At 67.0% G+C, this 21,161-nt stretch carries 19 protein-coding genes; 4 read left to right on the top strand and 15 right to left on the bottom strand.

Annotated elements, in window-relative coordinates; translation table 11 throughout:
* The first annotated feature begins 101 nt into the window (after positions 1 to 101).
* Positions 102 to 2,693 carry a bifunctional aconitate hydratase 2/2-methylisocitrate dehydratase gene (acnB, locus tag B9N97_RS09435; protein WP_085085682.1) on the top strand — a complete coding sequence of 864 codons (2,592 nt, stop codon included), beginning with the start codon at positions 102 to 104 and terminating at the stop codon, positions 2,691 to 2,693.
* 75 nt (positions 2,694 to 2,768) lie between these two features.
* On the opposite strand, the gene B9N97_RS09430 is transcribed toward acnB, so the two are convergent.
* From B9N97_RS09430 to B9N97_RS09395, 8 genes are all read right to left on the bottom strand, one after another.
* Entirely contained in the window at positions 2,769 to 3,668 is a 900-nt protein-coding gene (locus B9N97_RS09430; protein WP_085085680.1) for an MBL fold metallo-hydrolase, read from the bottom strand.
* Positions 3,669 to 3,748: 80 nt separating this feature from the next.
* Positions 3,749 to 4,525 carry an SDR family NAD(P)-dependent oxidoreductase gene (locus tag B9N97_RS09425; RefSeq protein WP_085085678.1) on the bottom strand — a complete coding sequence of 259 codons (777 nt, stop codon included), beginning with the start codon at positions 4,523 to 4,525 and terminating at the stop codon, positions 3,749 to 3,751.
* Between the two features lie 17 nt (positions 4,526 to 4,542).
* Positions 4,543 to 6,069 carry a tripartite tricarboxylate transporter permease gene (locus B9N97_RS09420; RefSeq protein ID WP_085085676.1) on the bottom strand — a complete coding sequence of 509 codons (1,527 nt, stop codon included), beginning with the start codon at positions 6,067 to 6,069 and terminating at the stop codon, positions 4,543 to 4,545.
* Positions 6,070 to 6,120: 51 nt separating this feature from the next.
* Positions 6,121 to 6,657: a tripartite tricarboxylate transporter TctB family protein gene (locus tag B9N97_RS09415; RefSeq protein WP_085085674.1), complete on the bottom strand. Its 537-nt coding sequence runs from the start codon at positions 6,655 to 6,657 to the stop codon at positions 6,121 to 6,123.
* Positions 6,658 to 6,723: 66 nt separating this feature from the next.
* Entirely contained in the window at positions 6,724 to 7,713 is a 990-nt protein-coding gene (locus B9N97_RS09410) for a Bug family tripartite tricarboxylate transporter substrate binding protein (RefSeq protein WP_085085672.1), read from the bottom strand.
* A 65-nt stretch (positions 7,714 to 7,778) separates the two neighbouring features.
* Positions 7,779 to 8,432: a 2-dehydro-3-deoxy-6-phosphogalactonate aldolase gene (locus B9N97_RS09405; RefSeq protein ID WP_085085670.1), complete on the bottom strand. Its 654-nt coding sequence runs from the start codon at positions 8,430 to 8,432 to the stop codon at positions 7,779 to 7,781.
* Entirely contained in the window at positions 8,432 to 9,478 is a 1,047-nt protein-coding gene (locus tag B9N97_RS09400; RefSeq protein WP_085085668.1) for a 2-dehydro-3-deoxygalactonokinase, read from the bottom strand. The genes B9N97_RS09405 and B9N97_RS09400 overlap by 1 nt, the downstream gene beginning before the upstream one ends.
* A complete protein-coding gene (locus B9N97_RS09395) occupies positions 9,463 to 10,293 on the bottom strand; it encodes an IclR family transcriptional regulator (protein ID WP_143266578.1) in 831 nt (276 codons plus the stop codon). Before B9N97_RS09395 ends, B9N97_RS09400 begins: the two co-directional genes overlap by 16 nt.
* 225 nt (positions 10,294 to 10,518) lie before the next feature.
* Between B9N97_RS09395 and B9N97_RS09390 the strand changes: the two genes are divergently transcribed.
* Positions 10,519 to 11,628 carry a branched-chain amino acid ABC transporter substrate-binding protein gene (locus B9N97_RS09390; RefSeq protein ID WP_085085666.1) on the top strand — a complete coding sequence of 370 codons (1,110 nt, stop codon included), beginning with the start codon at positions 10,519 to 10,521 and terminating at the stop codon, positions 11,626 to 11,628.
* Between the two features lie 24 nt (positions 11,629 to 11,652).
* Here the strand turns inward: B9N97_RS09390 and B9N97_RS09385 are convergent, their stop codons facing one another.
* Entirely contained in the window at positions 11,653 to 14,667 is a 3,015-nt protein-coding gene (locus B9N97_RS09385; protein ID WP_085085664.1) for an MASE3 domain-containing protein, read from the bottom strand.
* A 466-nt stretch (positions 14,668 to 15,133) separates the two neighbouring features.
* On the opposite strand from B9N97_RS09385, the gene B9N97_RS09380 reads away from it, so the two are divergent.
* Together B9N97_RS09380 and B9N97_RS09375 are read left to right on the top strand one after the other, a co-directional pair.
* Positions 15,134 to 15,460 (top strand): antibiotic biosynthesis monooxygenase family protein, encoded by a 327-nt coding sequence (locus tag B9N97_RS09380; protein ID WP_085085662.1) that lies wholly within the window; start codon positions 15,134 to 15,136, stop codon positions 15,458 to 15,460.
* 32 nt (positions 15,461 to 15,492) lie between these two features.
* Positions 15,493 to 16,383 carry a pirin family protein gene (locus B9N97_RS09375; protein WP_085085660.1) on the top strand — a complete coding sequence of 297 codons (891 nt, stop codon included), beginning with the start codon at positions 15,493 to 15,495 and terminating at the stop codon, positions 16,381 to 16,383.
* A 51-nt stretch (positions 16,384 to 16,434) separates the two neighbouring features.
* Here the strand turns inward: B9N97_RS09375 and B9N97_RS09370 are convergent, their stop codons facing one another.
* The 6 genes from B9N97_RS09370 to sufC are packed head-to-tail and all read right to left on the bottom strand — an operon-like array spanning position 16,435 to position 21,116.
* A complete protein-coding gene (locus B9N97_RS09370; protein WP_085085658.1) occupies positions 16,435 to 16,779 on the bottom strand; it encodes a HesB/IscA family protein in 345 nt (114 codons plus the stop codon).
* A 22-nt stretch (positions 16,780 to 16,801) separates the two neighbouring features.
* Positions 16,802 to 17,251, bottom strand: coding sequence for an iron-sulfur cluster assembly protein (locus B9N97_RS09365; protein WP_085085656.1), 450 nt, complete (start codon positions 17,249 to 17,251; stop codon positions 16,802 to 16,804).
* Positions 17,252 to 17,267: 16 nt separating this feature from the next.
* A complete protein-coding gene (gene sufU / locus B9N97_RS09360) occupies positions 17,268 to 17,735 on the bottom strand; it encodes a Fe-S cluster assembly sulfur transfer protein SufU (RefSeq protein WP_085085654.1) in 468 nt (155 codons plus the stop codon).
* Positions 17,732 to 18,994 carry a cysteine desulfurase gene (locus B9N97_RS09355; RefSeq protein WP_085085652.1) on the bottom strand — a complete coding sequence of 421 codons (1,263 nt, stop codon included), beginning with the start codon at positions 18,992 to 18,994 and terminating at the stop codon, positions 17,732 to 17,734. The genes sufU and B9N97_RS09355 overlap by 4 nt, the downstream gene beginning before the upstream one ends.
* A gap of 2 nt (positions 18,995 to 18,996) precedes the next feature.
* Positions 18,997 to 20,364: a Fe-S cluster assembly protein SufD gene (gene sufD / locus B9N97_RS09350; RefSeq protein ID WP_244560633.1), complete on the bottom strand. Its 1,368-nt coding sequence runs from the start codon at positions 20,362 to 20,364 to the stop codon at positions 18,997 to 18,999.
* A complete protein-coding gene (gene sufC, locus B9N97_RS09345; RefSeq protein ID WP_085085648.1) occupies positions 20,364 to 21,116 on the bottom strand; it encodes a Fe-S cluster assembly ATPase SufC in 753 nt (250 codons plus the stop codon). The genes sufD and sufC overlap by 1 nt, the downstream gene beginning before the upstream one ends.
* Between the last annotated feature and the right edge of the window lie 45 nt (positions 21,117 to 21,161).

The following is a 21,161-nucleotide window of genomic DNA, read 5'->3' as shown; positions in this document are numbered from 1 at the left end:
CGCTTTCATTTAAGCGGGCATATAAACCCGACCTGAGTTCAAGCGGGCCGTCTCACGGTTCCCATCCAAGGGCCGGCCTTTCATTTATGAGGAACCCTGCCGTGCTCGAAGCCTATCGCCAGCACGCGGCCGAACGCGCCGCCCTCGGAATCCCGGCCCTGCCCCTCACCGCGAAGCAGACGTCGGAGCTGATCGACCTGCTGAAGGCCCCGCCGGCGGGCGAGGAGGCCTTCCTCCTCGACCTCATCACCCACCGCGTTCCGGCCGGCGTCGATGACGCCGCCCGCGTCAAGGCCGGCTTCCTGGCCGCCGTCGCCAAGGGCAACGACAGCTCGCCGCTGATCTCCAAGGTCAAGGCCACCGAACTGCTGGGCACCATGCTCGGCGGCTTCAACGTCCAGCCGCTGATCGACCTGCTGTCGGACGCCGAATGCGGCGCCGCCGCCGCGGAAGGCCTGAAGAAGACCCTGCTGGTCTTCGACTTCTTCCACGACGTCAAGGAACTGGCCGACAAGGGCAACGCCAACGCCAAGGCGGTGCTGCAGTCCTGGGCCGATGCGGAGTGGTTCACCTCGCGTCCGGAAGTCCCGGCGTCGATGACGCTGACCGTCTTCAAGGTGTCGGGCGAGACCAACACCGACGACCTGTCGCCGGCCCCCGACGCCTGGAGCCGTCCGGACATCCCGCTGCACGCGCTCGCCATGCTGAAGAACCCGCGTCCGGGCATCGAGGCCGACGAGCCGGGCCAGCGCGGTCCGACCAAGCAGCTGGAAGCGCTGAAGCAGAAGGGCAACCTGATCGCCTATGTCGGCGACGTGGTCGGCACCGGCTCCTCGCGCAAGTCCGCCACCAACTCGGTGCTGTGGTTCACGGGCGAGGACATCCCGTTCGTCCCGAACAAGCGTTTCGGTGGCGTCTGCCTGGGCACCAAGATCGCCCCGATCTTCTACAACACCATGGAAGACGCCGGCGCGCTGCCCATCGAGTTGGACGTCAACCAGATGGAGATGGGCGACGTCATCGAGCTGCGCCCCTATGAGGGCAAGGCCCTGAAGAACGGCGAGGTCATCGCCGAGTTCACCGTGAAGTCCGAGGTGATCTTCGACGAGGTGCGCGCCGGCGGCCGCATCCCGCTGATCATCGGCCGCGGCCTGACCGCCCGCGCCCGCGAGGCGCTGGGGCTGGCTCCGTCGACCCTGTTCCGCCAGCCTGCCGCCCCGGCCGACACCGGCAAGGGCTTCACGCTGGCCCAGAAGATGGTCGGCCGCGCCTGTGGCCTGCCGGAAGGCAAGGGCGTCCGTCCGGGCACCTATTGCGAGCCGAAGATGACCACGGTCGGGTCGCAGGACACCACCGGCCCGATGACCCGCGACGAGCTGAAGGACCTGGCCTGCCTGGGCTTCTCGGCCGACCTTGTGATGCAGTCCTTCTGCCACACCGCCGCTTATCCGAAGCTGGTGGACGTGAAGATGCACCACGAGCTGCCGGACTTCATCTCCACCCGCGGCGGCGTGGCGCTGCGTCCGGGCGACGGCGTCATCCACTCCTGGCTGAACCGCCTGCTGCTGCCGGACACCGTCGGCACCGGCGGCGACAGCCACACCCGCTTCCCGATCGGCATCAGCTTCCCGGCCGGTTCCGGTCTGGTCGCCTTCGCCGCCGCCACCGGCGTCATGCCGCTGGACATGCCGGAATCGGTGCTGGTCCGCTTCAAGGGCGAGATGCAGCCGGGCGTCACCCTGCGTGACCTCGTCAACGCCATCCCGCTCTATGCGATCAAGGCCGGCCTGCTGACCGTCGAGAAGAAGGGCAAGAAGAATATCTTCTCCGGCCGCGTGCTGGAGATCGAAGGTCTGCCGGATCTGAAGGTCGAGCAGGCGTTCGAACTGACCGACGCCTCGGCCGAGCGGTCGGCGGCGGGCTGCACCGTGCTCCTGAACAAGGAGCCGATCATCGAGTACATGACCTCCAACATCACGCTGATGAAGTGGATGATCGCCAACGGGTACGCCGACGCGCGCACCCTGGAGCGACGCATCAAGGCGATGGAGGCGTGGATCGCCGATCCGCAGTTGCTGAAGCCCGACGCCGATGCCGAGTATGCCGCGGTGATCGAGATCGATCTGGCCGACATCAAGGAACCGATCCTGGCCTGCCCGAACGATCCGGACGACGTGAAGACGCTGTCGGAGGTTGCCGGCGACAAGATCGACGAGGTGTTCATCGGCTCCTGCATGACCAACATCGGCCACTTCCGCGCCGCGGGGAAGATCCTGAACGGCAAGTCGGACATCCCGACCCGCCTGTGGATCGCCCCGCCGACGAAGATGGACGCGATGATGCTGACCGAGGAAGGCTATTACGCCACCCTCGGCAAGGCCGGCGCCCGCATGGAGATGCCGGGCTGCTCGCTGTGCATGGGCAATCAGGCGCAGGTCCGCAAGGGCTCGACCGCCATCTCGACGTCGACCCGCAACTTCCCGAACCGTCTGGGCATCGACACCCGCGTCTACCTGTCGTCGGCCGAACTGGCCGCCGTCGCGGCGCTGCTGGGCAAGATCCCGACCAACGAGGAGTATCTGGCCCAGGTCGGCGTGGTGAACCAGGCCGCCGCCGACATCTACCGCTACATGAACTTCGACCAGATCCCGGCCTTTCAGGAAGTCGCGGACAAGGTCGCCGTCCCGGCCTGATAGCCGGACGCAGCGGTGAATGACGAAACCCCCGCCGGATCGCTCCGGCGGGGGTTTTTGCTTCGCTCAAGAGGTTCAGGCCATGCGATAGGCGCTGCGGTCTTCCGCCCGTGCCGGCTTTTCCAGATAGATGCCTTGCCGCGGAACGGCGATGCTATCGAACTCGTCCGCCAGCCGGTGCAGGGCGGCCCGCATCTCCGCTCCGTGCATCGGTTCGCCATGACCGGTGATGACCAACTCCGGTTCAAGGGCCGCCAACCGAGCGACCGAATCCTTGGCCTTGTCCCACTCGACCGTGAAGTACATGGGCGGTCCGTGCATTTCCGCCCGCTGCACCGCGACGGCATATGCCGACTCCTGCCCCGTGGTGACGAAGGCGTCGCCGACGATCATCGAGCGGTCCTGCTCCCGCCAGAAGGAGACATGGCCGACGCTGTGCCCCGGCGTGTGAACCCAGCGCCAGCCCGGCATGACCGGCACCGATCCATCCTCCGGCAGGGCACGCAGGCGAGATCCGACATCCACCGGCTTGCGCGGGTAGAGACGCGCCAGCGCCGCCATCGCGCCCCCGCCGACCGACGGATCGCCGGGCGGGTAGGCGGCGCGGCCGTTCAGATAGGGGTGTTCCAGCGGGTGGGCGTAGACCGGGGCATCCCACTCTTCCGCCAGATCCTCCAAGGTCCCGACATGGTCGAAATGGCCGTGGGTCATGACGATGGCGGCGGGGCGGGAATCGCGGCCGAACCGCTCCGCCGCCGCGCTGCGGATGAAGCCCTTGGTGCCGATCAGTCCGGTGTCGATCAGCACCCATTCGCGGTCGCCGGCTCGCGGCGGCCCCCAGAACACCACATTGACGATGCCGAGCCGCCGATAGGCGATGTCAGGCGCGATCTCGTGCGTATGGTCGTTGCGCAGCGCGTCGAGTGCCGGATCGATCGCGCTGCTGTCCTCCGACAAGGGAATCTGCGTGGCCATGGTCGTCCATCTCCTGCCCGTGTCATCCGACAACAGCGTGGAGCGGTGCTTGTCCTGCAGTCCTCTGCCGGCCCGGCGCTTTACGGCATGAACTGGCCGCCGTTCACGTCCAGAATCTGCCCGGTGATATAGCCCGAGCAGGCGTGGGAGGCGAAGAACAGAAAGGTCGGGGCGCATTCCTCCGGCTTGCCGAAGCGGCCCATCGGGATGCCGGTGGACACGCGGGCCTTGGCTGCCTCGTCCTTGTCGGCGTGGAAGGCGGTGTCGAAGGTGCCGGGCGACACGGTGTTGAAGCGGATGCCCTCCTTGGTGTGGAAGGCGACCCAGTTCTTCTGGATGTTGTGCAGCCACGCCTTGGCCGCCCCATACAGCCCGGCACCCGGCCCGCCGCCGGTGTATCCGGCGACCGACCCGACCAGGATCACCGATGCGGTCTGCCCGCTGTCCTTGGCCGATTGCCGCAAATGGGGCAGGGCGTGCTTGGTGGTCATCAGGGCGGAACGGGCGTTCAGGTCGGTCACCGCGTCGAAGAATTCGTCGTCGATCTCCTCCAGCGGCTTGCGGGCGACCAGCCCGCCGGCATTGTTGATCAGAACGTCGATCCCGCCGAACCGCTCGACGAAGGCGTCCACCACCGCTTTGCAGGCGGCGCTGTCGCTCAGGTCGCCGGGGAAGAAGGCGGCTTCGCCGCCCGCCTGCTCCATCGCGGCCAGGGTGGGGCCGAGATCGGCCGGCGCCTTGCGGCCGTTGATGCCGACCTTGGCGCCGCAGCGGGCGAATGCCTGGGCCGCGGCCAGACCGATCCCCTGGGTCGAGCCGGTGATGAGGACGCGGCGGCCGTTCAGATCGTTGAACATAGACAGGTTCCTTATCATCAGGCTTGGTTCTGGGGACTGGTGGCGCCGGGCCGCCGGCTTTCCATCCGGTGTGCGCGCCAGCGCTTCACCAGCGGCAGCAGCAGGGTCAGGATGGCGACCGACAGCAGCACCACCGTGATCGGACGGGTATAGAGGAAGTCGTAGCTTCCGCCCGACAGCGACAGCGCCCGGCGGAAATTGGCCTCCGCCATCGGTCCCATGATCAGGGCCAGCACCACCGGAGAGGCCGGGAAGTCCCACTTCTGCATGAAGTACCCGGCGACACCCGCCGCCAGCATGATCCCGATGTCGAACAGGCTGTTGTTGATGGCATAGGTGCCGACGATGCACAGGACCAGGATCACCGGCGTCAGCACCGACTTCGGCATCTGCAGGACCCGGCCCATGAAGCGCAGCGATCCCAAACCGATGACCAGCATGGCGACGTAGCAGAACAGCATGCCGGCGAACAGGGTGAAGACCAGGTCCGCATGGTCCTTCAACAGCAGGGGTCCCGGCTGCAGCCCCTGCAGCGTCAGCGCACCCAGCATAACCGCGGTCACCGCGTCGCCCGGAATGCCCAGCGTCAGCATGGTCAGCAGCGCGCCGCCGGTGCAGCCGTTGGCACCGGCTTCGCACGCGGCGACACCGGCCAGTTCGCCCTTGCCGTAATTCTCCGGCGTCCGGCTGAACCGCTTGGCCTCGTTATAGGCGACATAGGCGGCGATGTCGGCGCCGGCGCCCGGAATGATGCCGATCACAATTCCGAGGCCGGAGGAGCGCGCCACCGTACCCAGCATGCGGCGATAGGTCGGCCAATCCGGCAGGATGCGGCCCAGCGCCGCCGCCATGCCCAGGCGGACCTTCGGGTCCTCCAGCGTCTTGAAGGCTTCGGCCGCGGCGAACAGCCCGATCATCACCGGGATGAAGGGGACGTTGAACAGCTCGGTATAGCCGCCGGTGAAGCGGGGAAATCCGTCCATCGGGTCCATGCCGACCGTGGCGATCAGCAGCCCCAGGAAGCCGGCGATCAGTCCCTTGATGACCGAACGGCCGGAGATGCTGGCGATGATGCTCAATCCGAAGACGGCCAGCGCGAAGCTTTCCGGCGCACTGAACTCAAGGGCAAAGCCGGCCAGGATCGGCGCCATGAAGATCAGCACGATGATGCTGGCGGTTCCGCCCAGGAAGGAGGACAGCGTCGCCGTGCCGAGAGCCACGCCGGCCATGCCTTTCCTGGTCAGCTCGAACCCATCCATCGCCGTGGCCGCCGCCGCGGGGGTGCCGGGGATGCGCAGCAGGATCGCCGTCACCGACCCGCCATAGACGCCCCCGAAGAAGACGCCGGAAATCATCAGCAGGCCGGACACCGGGTCCATGCCGAAGGTGAAGGGCAGCAGGATGGCGACGCCCATGGTGGCGGTAAGGCCGGGCAGGGCGCCGATGACGATGCCCAGCGCCACGCCGACGAGGGCGAGCAGCAATGCCAGCGGGTTGGAGGCCAGCGTGGCGAAGCCGCCCATCAGAAGGTCGAGTTCATGCATGGCGGCTGTCTCCCACCGGGCAGGGGGTGGCGACGGAGTGGGGAACGGGGGTCATTCGAACAGGCTCCCCACCGGCAGCGGCACCTGCAGCATGTAATGGAAGACGCCGTAGACCAGCGCGGTCACCCCGACGGCGAGCACCGGATTCCACACCGGGCTGCGCTGTCCCATCAGCGCCATGATGACGGCCATGTAGACGGCGGTGGCTGGGCCATAGCCGACATGCTCCATCGCGGCGATGCAGGCGGCGGTCGCCAGCATGCCCAGCGCGACACCGGCATAGCCGGCAATGCCGACCCGCGCCTGCCCATCCGCGGCGGGAGCGGTGGGGGCGCGCAGCGTGTTGGCGATCAGGATCAGGCACAGCAGGATCAGCGCGCCGGAATGAATGATCGGGAAGCGCGCGGCGCCGACATCGGCGGCAAGCATGCTTTTCGGAAAATCAGAGGTTGCGGCGATGGCCGACGCGGCGATCGCGATCAGCACGACGGCGATCACCAGATTCGCGATCTTCGTCGTCAACGGGATGGCGTTGCCGAAATCGTCGCTGGAGCCGGGGCGTTCGCTCCCGGCGGGCGGGTTGCTCATGGTCCGGTCTCCTCAACCGACAAGGCGACCCCGGCGGCAGACCGCCGGGGTCTGTTCGGTCAGGCGTTACTTCGCCATGCCCAGCTTGGTCATCATGCCCTTGAAGAAGGCATTGTCCTTCTGCATGACCTGACCGAACTCGGGACCGTCGGCATAGGCCCAGGTCAGGTTCATCTTGGCGAGCTGGTCGCGGAAGCTCTGGTCCTCCGCCGCGGCCTTGCTGGCCGTGCGCAGGGTTTCGACCACTGCAGCCGGGGTCTTCTTCGGAACGACGATGCCGCGCCAGGTGGCGACGGACAGGTCGATGCCCTTCTCCTTCAGCGTCGGTACGTCTGGGAAGGCCTTCTGGCGCTGGTCGGCCATGACCGCCAACATGCGCAGCTGGCCGGCGGCGAGCTGGCTCGACACCTCGGCCGGGCTGACCGACACCGCCTCGATATGGCCGCCCAGCAGCGAGGTCACGGCCGGGTTGGCGCCGTCGAAGGGCACATGGTTGAAGGTCGTGCCGGTCCTGTCCGCGAGTGCTTCGGCCGCGAGGTGCCAGATGGCGCCGGTTCCGGAATTGCCGATGCGCACCTTGCCGGGATTGGCCTTGGCGTTGTCCAGGAACTCCTCGAAGGTCTTCCAGGGCGCATCGGCCTTGACGGTGATCGCGCTAGGCTCCGCGTTCAGGCGGGCGATGGGGGTGAAGTCGTCCACGGTGAAGCGGGCGACGCCCATATGCGGCAGCAGGGTGATCTCCACCGTGCCCATGCCGATCTTATAGCCGTCGGGGCGGGCGGCCATGATCTCGGTGAGGCCGACGGCACCGCCGCCGCCGGTCTTGTTGACCACACCGATCGGCTGCGGCAGGTGCTTCTTCGCCGCGTCGGCGAAGGCACGGGCGACGAGGTCGGTGCCACCGCCGGCGGCGTAGGGGACGATCAGCTCGATGGGCTTCGTCGGATAGTCGGCGGCGAAGGCCGCGCCGGGCAGGGTCGCGGCGCCGGCGATCAGCGCGCTTGCGGACAAGCCGACCGTCAGTGCACGGCGGGAAAGGCGATTGGTGACCTTCATGGGATTCCCTCTGTGGTGCGCCGGCGTGTGCGCCGGTCGTTGGATGGTGAAAATCGAAAGCGAGGTCAGCGGGGGGCGGTCCCCTCCGCCCAAGCCTGGGCGAAGCGGGCTGCTCGGGCGGCCAGATCCGCCACCGGCAGGCCGGGGCTGTAGAGGGCGGAGCCGAGGCCGAAGCCGGCCGCACCCGCCGCGCGGTAGGGCTGCATGGTATCGGGCGTGATGCCGCCGACGGGGAGCAGCCGCACGCTGTGCGGAACCACCGCGCGCAACGCCTTCACCACCGGCGGGGTGATCTGCTCCGCGGGAAACAGCTTCAGCGCATCGGCACCGGCGGCGAGCGCCGCGAAAGCCTCCGTCGCCGTGGCGACGCCGGGCACGCAGATCATCGACCGCGACTTGGCGGCGCGGATGATCGCGGTGTCCGCATGCGGCATCACCACCAGATCGGCGCCGATGGCGGCCAGCCGGTCGACCTGATCCAGCGCCAGGACCGTCCCGGCCCCGACCAGCGCATCCTGCGGCAGGGCACGGCGAATGGCCTCGATGCTGTCGAACGGGTCGGGGGAGTTCAGCGGCACCTCGACCAGCCGAAAGCCGGCGTCATAGAGCGCGTTGGCCGCAGGCACAGCCTCCGCCGGGGTGAGGCCGCGCAGGATCGCGACCAGCGGCAGGGCGGCGAAGGCCGCATCGACGCGGGCGGTAAGCGAAAGCTCTGTCATTATGCGCTCTTGATGCTGGAGGGCGTCGCGGACGCGGAGGGCAGAAGGCCGGCTGCGGCGGCGAACTGGAACAGGCCGCGGGGTGCGGTATTGCCAAGCTGTGCGGCAGGCGTGGTGCCGAAGGCGGCAAGGCCGCGGCTGTAGCGGCGGCAAAGTGCCGGATCGCCGATCAGCAGCAGCGGCGTGCCGGCCGGCATCTCCGCCAGTAGAGCAAGTCCCGACCGCAACTCGTGACCGATCAGCAGGCCCGACAGGTAGTGCGACAGCGCTTCCGGCGGCAGACGTTTGGTCAGCCCCAGCGTGCGGGTGGCGAACAGCTGGTGCGGCAGGTCGCCCGGCCCGGCCGATTGCGCGGCCCGGATGCCGATGGAGAAAGCCTCCTCCTCATCTTCCGGCGTCGCGTCGACCCCGGCCGGCATAAGGCGGCCCAACAGCGAGTGGGTTTTCAGGACCGCGAACAGCTCGCCCGTCATGTAGGAGGAGAAGCCTGCGATGCGGCCGTCGGCGACCCGGACCCATTTGGAATGGGTGCCGGGCATCGCGACACAGGCATTGCGTGCCCAATCAGCATTCCCGGCCAGCGCGCCGGCGATCTGGATCTCTTCGCCTCGCATCACGTCGGGAATCGACTTGGCGGAAACGCCGCCGTCGGGATCGTGCAGGACGCCCGGCGCGATCAGGATCCGGCGGCCGGCCGCCGTCTCGACACGCGCCGCCTTGTCGGCCAGCGTCGTCGCGTCGGCCGGCGTGGTGACATAGGGGGCCTCGACCCAGCCCTGGGCGCTGCCGACCATGCCGCCGGCGACCACCGGCAGAGCAGGATGGGCGTCCAGCCAGTCGCCGCAAAGTCCGGTCAATGCGGCATCGAAGCCCGCGGCGCCGGGCTGCGGCAGGTTCTGGATGCCATGCCCGCTCGACCGCTCGGTCAGTATGCGGGCGGAACTATCCAGCAGGAAACCGCGCAAGCTCGACGTGCCCCAATCCAGTGCGATCAGCACAGGGCGGTCGGGAGTCGTTCCGGCAGCGGAGGTCACGGTGCGGTCCATCCCAGATCCTTGGAAATTGCCTCGGCCGTCGCGCGGACCAGCGGTCCCAGCGTCGTCATGCGGTCTTCGGGCATGTAGGGAACGGCGCTGGCGACGCTGACCGCCGCCACCACCAGATTCCGTCCGTCGCGTACCGGAGCGGCGACGCAGCGGATGCCGAGTTCGTTCTCTTCCAAATCCATCGCCCAACCCTGGGCGACGTAGCGGGTCAACTGTTCCTGGAACACCGGCCAGTCGGCCGGACGCGGCCGGCCGGCCGGCGGCTCTGCCGGACAGGTCAGCGCATGGAGCGCCTGCCAGCGCGCCGGCGGCATCCCCAGCATCAGCGCCTTGCCCAATCCAGTGGAGGCGAGCGGCATGCGCTGTCCGGTGCGGGACCGCATTTCCAGCCCGCGGGTGCCGGGAATCTTGTCGAGGTAGAACACCTCGCCATTCTCCTCGACGCCGAGATGGACGGTGTCGCCGGTGGTCTCGGCCAGGGCCTCGATATGCGGGCGGGCGATGGCGACCAACGGGCGCTGCTCAAGCGCCTTCATGCCGAGTTGGATCAGCTTTGGCCCCAGCAGATAGCCCTTGTAGGGGATGTGGTGGAGATACCCCTCCGCCACCAGACTGGAGAGCATACGGTTGGTGGTGCTACGCGGGGTGCCGAGCCGTGCTGCGATCCCCTTCACGTCGCCGATGCCGGCCGCCACACATTCCAGCAGCGCAAGTCCGCGCAGCAGGGTCTGTGTCCCGGTCCCCTGGGTCTTTCCGGCGTCAGCCTCCTGCTCCATCGCTGCCATCGCCGCGCTCATGGTTTGTTTGACCACCATTGATTTCTCCGATGCTGGCGTATGTGCCGTAGTGTGTCAAATAATTTTGTTTGGTGCCAAATAGTGGGACAATTCTAACGGCGACGAACGGTCGCGGCTCGGTTCGGAGCGCTACGAAACCCATGATCGCGCTTTCAAAATCCTGTCGTATCGGTCAGAAAAGGAAACATGCCGGGACCGGCGGACATGGTCCCTTACAAAACAGCAATCCTGGGAGAACCAACCATGCGTCTCACCGTCCTTTCCTTCGTCAGCGCGACGGCGCTGCTGGCCGGCTTCGGCACGGCGCAGGCCGACATCGTGATCGGACTCGGCACGGCGACCACGGGTCCGGTGGCAGCACTGGGTGAGCAGTCGGTGTATGGCGCCAAGCAGGCGGTCGCGGACATCAACGCCAAGGGTGGCGTGCTGGGCCAGAAGCTGGTGCTGAAGGTGGGCGACGACGCCTGCGATCCGCGGCAGGCGGTGGCCGTCGCCAACCAGTTCGTGCGCGATCAGGTCACGGCCGTGGTCGGCCATCTCTGCTCCGGCGCCAGCATTCCGGCGGCCGACGTCTACCAGGAGGAAGGCGTGGTGATGGTCAGCCCGACCGCCACGAACCCGCTGCTGACCGCCAAGGGCTATCCGACCATCTTCCGCGTCTGCGGCCGTGACGACCAGCAGGGCGTGGTCGCCGGCAACTATCTGGCCCAGAACTTCAAGGGCAAGAACATCGCCGTGCTGGACGACAAGCAGGCCTATGGCAAGGGGCTGGCCGACGTCGTGGTGGAGACGCTGGAGAAGGCCGGCGGGAAGGTGGCCTATCGCGGTTCGGTCACGGCCGGCGAGAAGGACTTCTCGGCGCTGATCACCAGCCTGAAGGACAAGAACATCGATGCCGTCTATTACGGCGGCTACCATCCGGAACTGGGCCTGATCGTCCGTCAGGCGCAGGAACAGGGGCTGAAGCCGCAGTTCATCGCCGGCGACGGCCTGAACAACCAGGAATACTGGTCGATCACCGGTCCGGCGGGCGAGGGCACGCTCTACACCGACAGCCCGTCGGCGGCCAGCGATCCCAAGGCGCAGGAGCTGATTGCCTCCTTCAAGAAGGCCGGCCTGCCGGAACCGGGCAACTTCGCCTTCTACAGCTATGCCGCGGTCCAGGTCATCGCCCAGGGGCTGCAGAAGTCCGGCGGCACCGACGGCGGCAAGCTGGCGAAGACCCTGCATGCCAACAGCTTCGACACCGTCGTCGGTTCGATCGAATTCGACAAGAAGGGCGACATCGTCAAGCCGAACTACGTCATGTATGTCTGGAGCAACGGTCAGCCCAAGATGATCGCCCAGAAGTAACGATGGCCAAGAGCCGGCCCGGCCTCAGGCATGGGCCGGCTCTTCTTTGCCTGCGAGTTCCGGTGTTTTCACGTATTTGCGGATGAAGTCTTCGACCGGCATCGGCCGGTCGAAATAGTAGCCCTGGAAGATCGTGCAGCCGCGGTCTTCCAGGAAGTCCCGCTCGGCCGCGGTCTCCACCCCCTCCGCCACCGCCTTCAGGCCGAGACGGCTGGAGATCGACAGCATCGTTTCCACCAGCACGGCATTGTGGCTGTTGCGGTCGACATCCTGGACGAAGGAGCGGTCGATCTTGATCTCTCCCACCGGCAGCCGCTTCAGATAGGACAGCGACGAGAAGCCAGTGCCGAAATCGTCCAGCGAGAAGGAAATCCCGAAGGCCGCCAGTTCCGACATCTTGGCGACGGTGTCGGCGCAGTCGCCGACGGCGATGCCCTCGGTAATCTCCAGTGTCAGGCGGCGCGGATCGGTGCGGGTGGCGCGCAGGGCGGCGATGACGCCGGCGCAGAAAGTCTGCTGACGGAACTGGCGCGGGCTGATGTTGACCGACAGGTGGCAGTCGCTGCCGGAATCGGCCAGACGGCGCAGCACATGGCAGGCCTCCATCAGAATCCAGTCGCCCAGCGGCAGGATCAGGCCGGACTCCTCCGCCACCGCGATGAAGGCGCCGGGGGCGACGAAGCCGCGCTGCGGATGCTGCCAGCGGATCAGCGCCTCCGCCGCCACCAGCGTGCCGTCGGCCCGGGTCTGGGGCTGCAGGAACAGGGTGAATTCCCCGGCATCGACCGCCTTGCGCAGATCCTGCTGCAGCAGCAGACGGGCCTGGGCATCCGCCAGCATGGCGGGGTCATAGTCGCGGATGGTGTTCCGCCCGCCGTCCTTGGCGGCATACATGGCGGTGTCCGCCTGTTTCAGCAGATCCTCCACCGACTCGTCCGGCGTCTTGGGGAAGATTGTCAGGCCGATGCTGGCGAAGATGCTGTGTTCGCAACGGTCGAGCTGGAAGGGCTGGGCCACCGCCAGCCGCAGCTTTTCCGCCACCCGCCGGGCGATCTCCGCCGCCTCCTCCTCCGCAGCCCCCAGGTCGGGCAGCAGGATGACGAACTCGTCGCCGCTAAGCCGGCTGACCAGATCGCCCTTGCGCAGGGTGGCGTTCAGCCGCGCCGCCAACTCGCGCAGCAGCATGTCGCCGACGATGTGGCCGCGGGCGTCGTTCAGCCCCTTGAAGTCGTCGAGGTCTAGGAACATCAACGCGCCATAGCGGCCGGTCTGGCGCGCCGCCCGCAGATGGCCGTCCAGATGCTCCAGCAGCAGGCGGCGGTTCGGCAGGTTGGTCAGCGGGTCGTAGAAGGCGAGATTCTCGATCTGCCGCTCCGTCCGCTTCCGCTCGGTGACGTCCATCACCACGGTCAGGTAGCCGCGCACCGAGCCGCCGCTGTCGCGCAGCATGCTGGTCAGGGTGGAAACGGAAATGCGGGCGCCGTCCCTGCGCAGTCCGGTCCATTCGCCGGGCTCGGGCTGGCCGCTGTCGCGGGTGCGGGTGACCAGCGCATCGAAACCCGCCCGCACCGGCCGGCCGAGTTCCACGGAGAGGACGTCGGCATGGGCGCGCAGCTCGTCCCGGTCATACAGCCGCGGCAGGTCGGTGGTGCCGACCATCTCCTCGGCCGGGTAGCCGAAGATGCGCTCCGCCTCGCGGTTGAAGACGCGGACGACGCCGTCCAGCGTGGTGGCGATGATGCCGCAGGCGGCGCTCTCCAGGATGCCGGTGTTCAAAGACAGGCTGTCCTTCAGCGCTTCGCGGCTGGCATAGGTCTCGGTCACGTCCTGGAAGACCATGACGACGCCATGCAGCGCGCCGTCGCGGTCGCGGATCGGCGAGGCCATGTCGGCGATGTGGCTGCGGACGCCGCCGCGCGCCACCAGCACCGTGTGGTTGGCGAGGCCGACCATTTCGCCGTTCTCCAGCACCTGCTGGACCGGCACCGGCACCCGTTGCCGGGTCTCGGCATTCTCGATGTCGAAGACTTCGCTTACCGGGCGGCCGACCGCTTCGGCCACCGTCCAGCCGGTCAGGCGTTCCGCCACCGGGTTCATCAGGGAAACGCGGCCGGCGGTGTCGGTGGCGATCAGCCCGTCGCCGATCGACAGCAGCGTGACGCGCGCCTGCTCCTTCTCCCGCCACAGGTCGCGCTGGGACCTGTGCAGGGCGTCGTAGGGATGATGCACGGCGGTGACGAAGACGGCCCGATACAGGTACCAGTAGCCGATGACCTTGTAGATGTGTCCGGCCACATTGGCGAGGTCGTAGACGGTGAGATAGAGCGTAAAGCACATCTCGCTGATTGCGATGGCGACGGCGGCGATGACAAGGCGAGGGACGTCCAGCGTCTGCGCCTCGCGCCGGCGGCGGTGGAAAATCAGAGCGGCGCCGGCATAGAAAAGAACCAACGCATATTCGGCCGCCACCTTCAGCGGCGTCAGCCCTTCGCCGGGCAGATAGGTTCGCGGCAGCAGGTGCGGGTACCACAGGATGGCGACGAACGCCGCGGCGGTCGCCAGCAGCACCCCGCCGATCAGCGGATAGCGCAGCGCCGCCGACCCCGGGCGCCAGGGCAGGGTGGCCGCCATCAGCAGGGAAACCGCCGCCATCGCCCGGGCGCCGAGCCAGAAGGCGATCGCCTTCTCCGGCCCCGAGGGCGTCACGAAATCGGGCATTCCCGCATAGGACAGCAGATGACCGAAATCGAGCAGCGCCACCCCGAGAAAGCCGGCGGACAGGGCCAGCAAGGCGGGCGGGGTATCGGACGTATGGGAATGCCAGCCGATGGCGAAGATCAGGGCGGCGACGGCGATGGCGAAGGTTTCGAAGAAGCTGTGCAGCGGCAGGTAATGCGCGATTTCCATCGCACCGGGAAGGCGGGCGGCTTCCAGGACCAGCAGGAAAGGAATGGAGAGGATGATGAGCGTTGCAATGGCGTCGGGCGGCTTCGTGCGACCCTGCAGCGCCCCCGTGTCCGCTGGACCTGTTGAAGTCATTCCTTCCCCCCTGGCCGCTTGGTCGGTCGCCCGCCTCACGGTGCTTATACCCCTTTTGCGTATATTAGAGCTTAACGGTATTGGCAGTCCATGCTCCGTCGCTTCCAGCCTTTGCGAAGGTTTGAAACAGCGTGAAACATCCCCGCCGCGACTGTTCAATGTTCCATCCGCCCGGATCGGGAGGTCGGGTCTTGGCGGATGTGGTGCATGCGGGAGGCCTTCCGGGTGGGGGAGGGGGAGCGCATTTTAGCCCAGCCGGTGAAGGTACGTGGACGCGACAGAGAAAACCCTCTGTAGACGACTGTAAGATAACGATTAAACGCGTTTCTCCGGTGGTGGCCGCATGTCGCTGGTCCTGTGCCGGTCGGCCATATGGGGGAGCGGCGACAGGCTGATTGCCGGTCGGGGCTTCCGCCCTTATCCTCGAACGGGTCGGGCCAGTAGACCAATCGGGAAGGGAAGCCGCATGTTCATCGCGATGAACCGTTTCAAGGTCCGCCACGGGTCCGAACAGGAGTTCGAGGAGGTTTGGCTGAATCGCGAGGTCCATCTGCACAAGGTGCCGGGCTTCGTCGAGTTCCACATGCTGCGCGGCCCGGACCGCGAGGAGTACCGGCTCTATTCCTCCCACACCGTGTGGGACTCGGAAGCCGCTTTTCAGGACTGGACGCGGTCGGAGGCCTTCCGCAACGCCCATGGCAATGCCGGCGCCCGCAAGCCGCTGTATGTCGGGCCGCCGGAATTCGAGGGGTTCGAGGTGATCCAGACCGTACCGCGCGATCCGAACGCCTGAACACGAAACACCGATCGTCGGGAGGAAGACCCATGCTGGAGCTGGTGATCGAGCAGCGCCGAAAGAGCCTCGGCGGATTCGAGGTGGGGCGGATTCTGCCCTTCGTTCAGCGGCGGATGGTCGGCCCCTTCGTCTTCTTCGACCATATGGGGCCGGTCGATTTCGAGCCGGGCCTGCCGCGCGATGTCGACGTGCGCCCCCACCCGCACATCGGGCTGTCGACCGTCACCTACCTGTTCGAGGGCGAGATCATGCACCGCGACAGCGTCGGCTCCGAACAGGCGATCCGGCCGGGGGAGGTGAACTGGATGACCGCCGGGCGCGGCATCACCCATTCCGAACGCTTCGAGCGAGCCCGGCAGGAAGGCGGGCGGATGCACGGCATCCAGGCCTGGGTCGCCCTGCCCGAGGCGGACGAGGAAACCGATCCGGCCTTCACCCATTACGGCACCGGCGACCTGCCGGTCTTCGAGGAGGGCGGCGTGCGCGGCCGGCTGGTGGCGGGCGATGCCTTCGGCGCCAAGGCCGGGGTGAAGACCCATTCGCCGCTGTTCTACATCCATTGGGATCTCGCCCCCAGCGCCAGCGTGATGCTGCCGGAGGACGGATGGGAACGGGCGGCCTATGTGGTGGCGGGAAGCGTGGAGGCCGAGGGTCAGCGCGTGGAGGCCGGACGGATGATTGTCTTCGCTCCCGGCCAGCCGGCGCAGTTGACCGCCGTCACGCCGTCCATGGTCATGGCCATCGGCGGCGAGCCGCTGGGGCAGCGCTTCATCGACTGGAACTTCGTGTCCTCATCGAAGGAGCGCATCGAGCAGGCCAAAGCCGACTGGCGGGCTGGCCGGATGAAGCTGCCGGATTTGGACAATGGCGAGTTCATCCCGCTGCCGGAGATGCCGAAGCCGGCGAATCCGATGTCGTGAGGTGGGGCGGGATTCTCCCTCTCCCGGGGGGCGGGAGAGGGCTATTTTAGATCACACGTGGAAGCTCTCGCCGCAGCCGCAGCGGCCCTTTTCGTTGGGGTTCTTGAAGACGAAGCCGGTCTGGAACTTGTCGTCGACATAGTCCATCTCGCTGCCGATCAGGAACATGACAGCGGCCGGGTCGATCAGGATGGTGACGCCCTTGTCCTCCACCACCTCGTCGAACTTCATCTTCTCCTTGGCATACTGAACGTCGTAGCTGAGGCCGGAGCAGCCGCGCGCCTTCACGCCGATGCGCAGGCCGACCATGTTGTCGGTGGCCTTGGACATCAGCGCCTTGACGCGCTCCGCGGCGGCGTCGGTGATGGTGAGCGCCTTGGGCAGGGGGCGGGCCATGGTGATGGTCTCCTAATACGGCTCAGAACATATCCAGTTGCAGGCGGGCTTCCTCGGACATCATGCCCTGGTGCCACGGGGGCTCCCACACCAGCTCGATCTTGACCTCGTTGACGTCCTCGACGCCCAGCACGGCTTGGCGGACCTGCTCGGGCAGTTCGCCGGCCACCGGACACATGGGGCTGGTCAGCGTCATATCAATCTCGACATTGCGCTGGCCATCCATGTCCACACGGTAGATCAGGCCCAATTCCCAGATATCGACCGGGATTTCGGGGTCATAGCAGGTCTTGATGGCCGCCACGACGCGATCCATGATCTCCTCTCTCGGGTCATAGCCCTCGGGCGGCTTGGGCATCGGCGCGAAGTCCTTGGACTCGGAAGCCTCGCTCGCCGCGTCGGCCTTCATCTGCGCCTCGGCTTCCGCCGGGTTCGGAGCAATGGGGCGCTGCGTCAGGGTTTCATCGGGCATTTCGATCCCCCTTCCCTCAATACTGGTCGCTGGAGGCCGCAGCCTCGCCGTGGAGCGCGGCGTTCATCGCGTGCCATGCCAGGGTCGCGCACTTCACCCGCACCGGGAACTGGCGCACGCCGGACATCACCATCAGCTTTTCCATGGTCTCGTCGTCGACACCCTCGGGGATGTCGGGCTCGTCCTGGGTGCACAGCTCGTGGAAGGCGTGGAAGAGTTTCTCCGCCTCGGCCGCCGTCTTGCCGCGCACCAGCTCCGTCATCATCGAGGCGCTGGCGGTGGAGATGGCGCAGCCGCGGCCCTGGAAGGCCACATCGTCCACCACCCCGTCCTTCAGGGTCAGATAGACCATGAAGCGGTCGCCGCACATCGGGTTCTCGCCCTTCGCCTCGCGATTGGCGTCGTCGGGATGGCGGAAGTTGCGGGGATTCTTGCCGTGGTCCAGGATCACTTCCTGATACAGCTCGCGCAGATCGTCCATCATGCTCCGAAGAACTCCTTGACCGCCTGGAGGGAGTGGACCAGGGCGTCGGCTTCCTCCCGGGTGTTGTACAGGCCGAAAGACGCGCGGACGGTCGGTCCGACGTCGAAGCGCTCGGCCAGCGGCTCGGCGCAATGGCGGCCGACGCGCACGGCGACGCCATACTGGTCGACGATGGTGCCGACATCGTGCGGGTGCACGCCCTCCAGCGCGAAGGAGATGATCGGCCCCTTGCCCGGCGCGGTGCCGACGATGCGCAGACCGTCGATCTGCGACAGTTGCTGCGTGGCGTATTGCAGCAGGTCGTGCTCGTGCGCGGCGATGGCGTCGCGGCCGAGGGCCTCGACATAGTCGATGGCGGCGCCCAGCCCGATGACCTCGGTGATCGGCGGGGTGCCGGCCTCGAAGCGCGAGGGGGGCGCCTTGAAGGTGGTGCCTTCGAAGCTGACGCTCTCGATCATATCGCCGCCGCCCTGGTAGGGGGGCATCTTCTTCAAGAGGTCGTACTTGCCGTAGAGCACGCCGAGACCGGTCGGGCCATAGAGCTTGTGCGCAGTGAAGACGTAGAAGTCGGCGTCGATGTCCTGGACGTCCACCGTGCCGTGCACCACCGCCTGGCTGCCGTCGAACAGGACGGGCACGCCGCGCTCATGCGCCAGCCTGGCGATGGCCTTGGCCGGAGTGACGGTGCCCAGCACGTTGGAGCAGTGGGTGATCGCCACCAGCTTCGTGCGGTCGGACAGCAGATCCTTGTAGGCGTCCATGTCGAGGACGCCGTCCTCGTCGCAGGGCACGACCTTGATGACGATCTTCTTCTCGGCCTGGAGCAGCTGCCACGGAACGATGTTCGCGTGATGCTCCATGATCGACAGGATGACTTCGTCGCCTTCGTTCAGGAAGGTGCGGCCATAGCTGCTGGCCACGAGGTTGATCGCCTCGGTCGAACTGCGGGTGAAGACGATGCAGCGGTCGTTCGGCGCGTTCAGGAAGCGCGCGACCTTGGTGCGTACCGCTTCGAACTGGTCGGTGGCGGTCTGCGACAGGAAGTGAACGCCGCGGTGGATGTTGGAATAGTCCTCCTCCAGGAAGCGGGTCATGGCCTGGATGACCTGACGCGGCTTCTGGGCGGATGCCCCGCTGTCCAGATAGACCAGCGGCTTGCCGGGCTTTCCCTTCCTGGCGTGGACGCTGCGGGCGAGGATGGGGAAATCCTCCCGCACCCGCTGCACGTCGTAGGCTTGGTTCAGGATGGCATCGGACATGGTTACTTCTGCTCCTCCAGCCAGCCGGCGATGATCCCCTGGAAGGCGTCGCGGATCGACTCCTCGGCGATCTCCTCCAGGGATTCCGACAGGAATGCGCCGATCAGCAGGCCCTGGGCGGTGTCGCGGTCGATGCCGCGGGCGCGCAGGTAAAACAGCGCGTCGTCATCCAGCTCGCCCGCGGTGCAGCCGTGGCTGCACTTCACGTCGTCGGCATGGATTTCCAGTTCCGGCTTGCTGTCGATCTCGGCCCCGTCGGACAGCAGCAGGGCGCGGTTCAGCTGATAGCCGTCGGTCTTCTGCGCGTCCGGGCAGACGGTGATCTTGCCCTGGAACACCGCGCGGGCGGTATCGTCGATGACGCCCTTGTAGACCTCGCGGCTGGTGCCGTTGGGCTGGGCGTGGACGATCAGCGTGGTGGTGTCGGCATGCTGGGTGCCGCGGACCAGATAGCCGCCGCTGACATGCGTCCGCGCCTCGGTCCCGTCGAGGCGGCTGACCACCTCGTTTCGCGACAGCTTGGCGCCCGTCGTCAGGATGAAGTTGTCGTAGCAGCCGCCGGTCGCCACCGTCGCCGCGATGTGCGACAGGTGGATGGCGCCGGCGCCCTCGCGCTGCGACTTGTAATGGTGCAGCGTGGCGCCTTCGCCGACGAACACCTCGGTCACGTGGTTCGACAGCGTGGTGCCGGCGCCGCGGCCGACATGGTGTTCGACCACCACCGCCTTCGACCCGGCCTCCGCGATCAGCAGCATGCGCGGATGGCAGGTGGTCGCCTGCAATTCCGAGCCGACGGAGACGAAGACCAGCTCGATGGGACGGTCGACCTGGACGTTGGCCGGCACGTGCAGGACCGCGCCATCCACGAGATAGGCGCTGTTCAGCGCCACCAGCGGACGGTCATCCGCCGCGGCGAGGCGGCCGAGATGATCGGCCAGCAGGCCGGAATGGGTGCTCAGCGCGGCGTCGAGGCTCAGCAGATCGACACGCGGCGGCAGCCCGTCGACCGACGACAGGTCGGCGCGGAAGCGGCCGTCGACGAAGACCATGCGCGGGCCGTCCTGCCCCTCGGTCCGGACGGTCGGCAGCAGGTCGATCGCGGCGGCGGCAGGGGCGGCCGGCTGGAAGGTCAGCTTGGCGAGGTCGCGCAGGTTGGTGTAGCGCCAGCTCTCGTTCTTGATCGTCGGCAGGCCGACGGCGGCGAAGCGCTCACGCCCCGCGGCGCGCAGCTCGGTCAGCCAGGACAGGCCGCTGCCGGGCAGGCCGGAGCCCATCTGGTCGAGCGGCGCCAGGAAGGCCGGCGCCGTCGCCGGATCGGCGCCCCGCGTCGAGTAGGTCATCGGGTGAAGTGGGGAGTTGTTTGCCGACATCAGGCAGCCTCGCTCGCGCCGAAGTCGCGGTAGCCGTTCTTTTCCAGCTCCAGCGCCAGTTCCTTGCCGCCCGACTTCACGATGCGGCCGGCGGCCAGCACATGGACATAGTCGGGAACGATGTAGTCGAGCAGGCGCTGGTAATGGGTGATGACCAGCATCGAGCGGTCCGGCGAGCGCAGGGCATTGACGCCCTCGGCCACGATCTTCAGCGCGTCGATGTCGAGGCCGCTGTCGGTTTCGTCGAGGATGGCGAATTTCGGTTCCAGCACCGCCATCTGCAGCGTCTCGTTGCGCTTCTTCTCGCCGCCGGAGAAGCCGACATTGACCGCGCGCTTCAGCATCTCGTCGCTCATGCCCAGCGCCTTGGTCTTCTCGCGGATCAGCTTCAGGAACTGCATGGCGTCCAGCTCCTTCTCGCCGCGATGCTTGCGGATGGCGTTGATCGCGGTCTTCAGGAAGGTGGTGTTGCCGACGCCGGGGATTTCCACCGGATACTGGAAGGCCAGGAAGACGCCCTCGGCAGCCCGCTCCTCCGGCTCCATCGCCAGCAGGTCCTTGCCGTAATAGGTGACCGAACCCTCCGTGACCTCATAGCCGTCGCGGCCGGCGAGGACGTAGGACAGGGTGCTCTTGCCGGCGCCGTTCGGCCCCATGATGGCATGGACCTCGCCCGGGCGGATGGTCAGGTCGACGCCCTTGAGGATTTCCTTGCCGTCCACGGTGGCGTGCAGGTTCTTGATTTCGATCATCGTCTTCGCCTCGTTGTCTTCTTCAGGCCGCCGGCACGCCGTCCG

Origin of the sequence: Azospirillum oryzae, assembly GCF_900177515.1 — a bacterium.
Taxonomy (GTDB): domain Bacteria; phylum Pseudomonadota; class Alphaproteobacteria; order Azospirillales; family Azospirillaceae; genus Azospirillum; species Azospirillum oryzae_A.
Note: the sequence above shows the minus strand (reverse complement) of the source record. Positions and strands in the feature narration are given on the sequence as shown.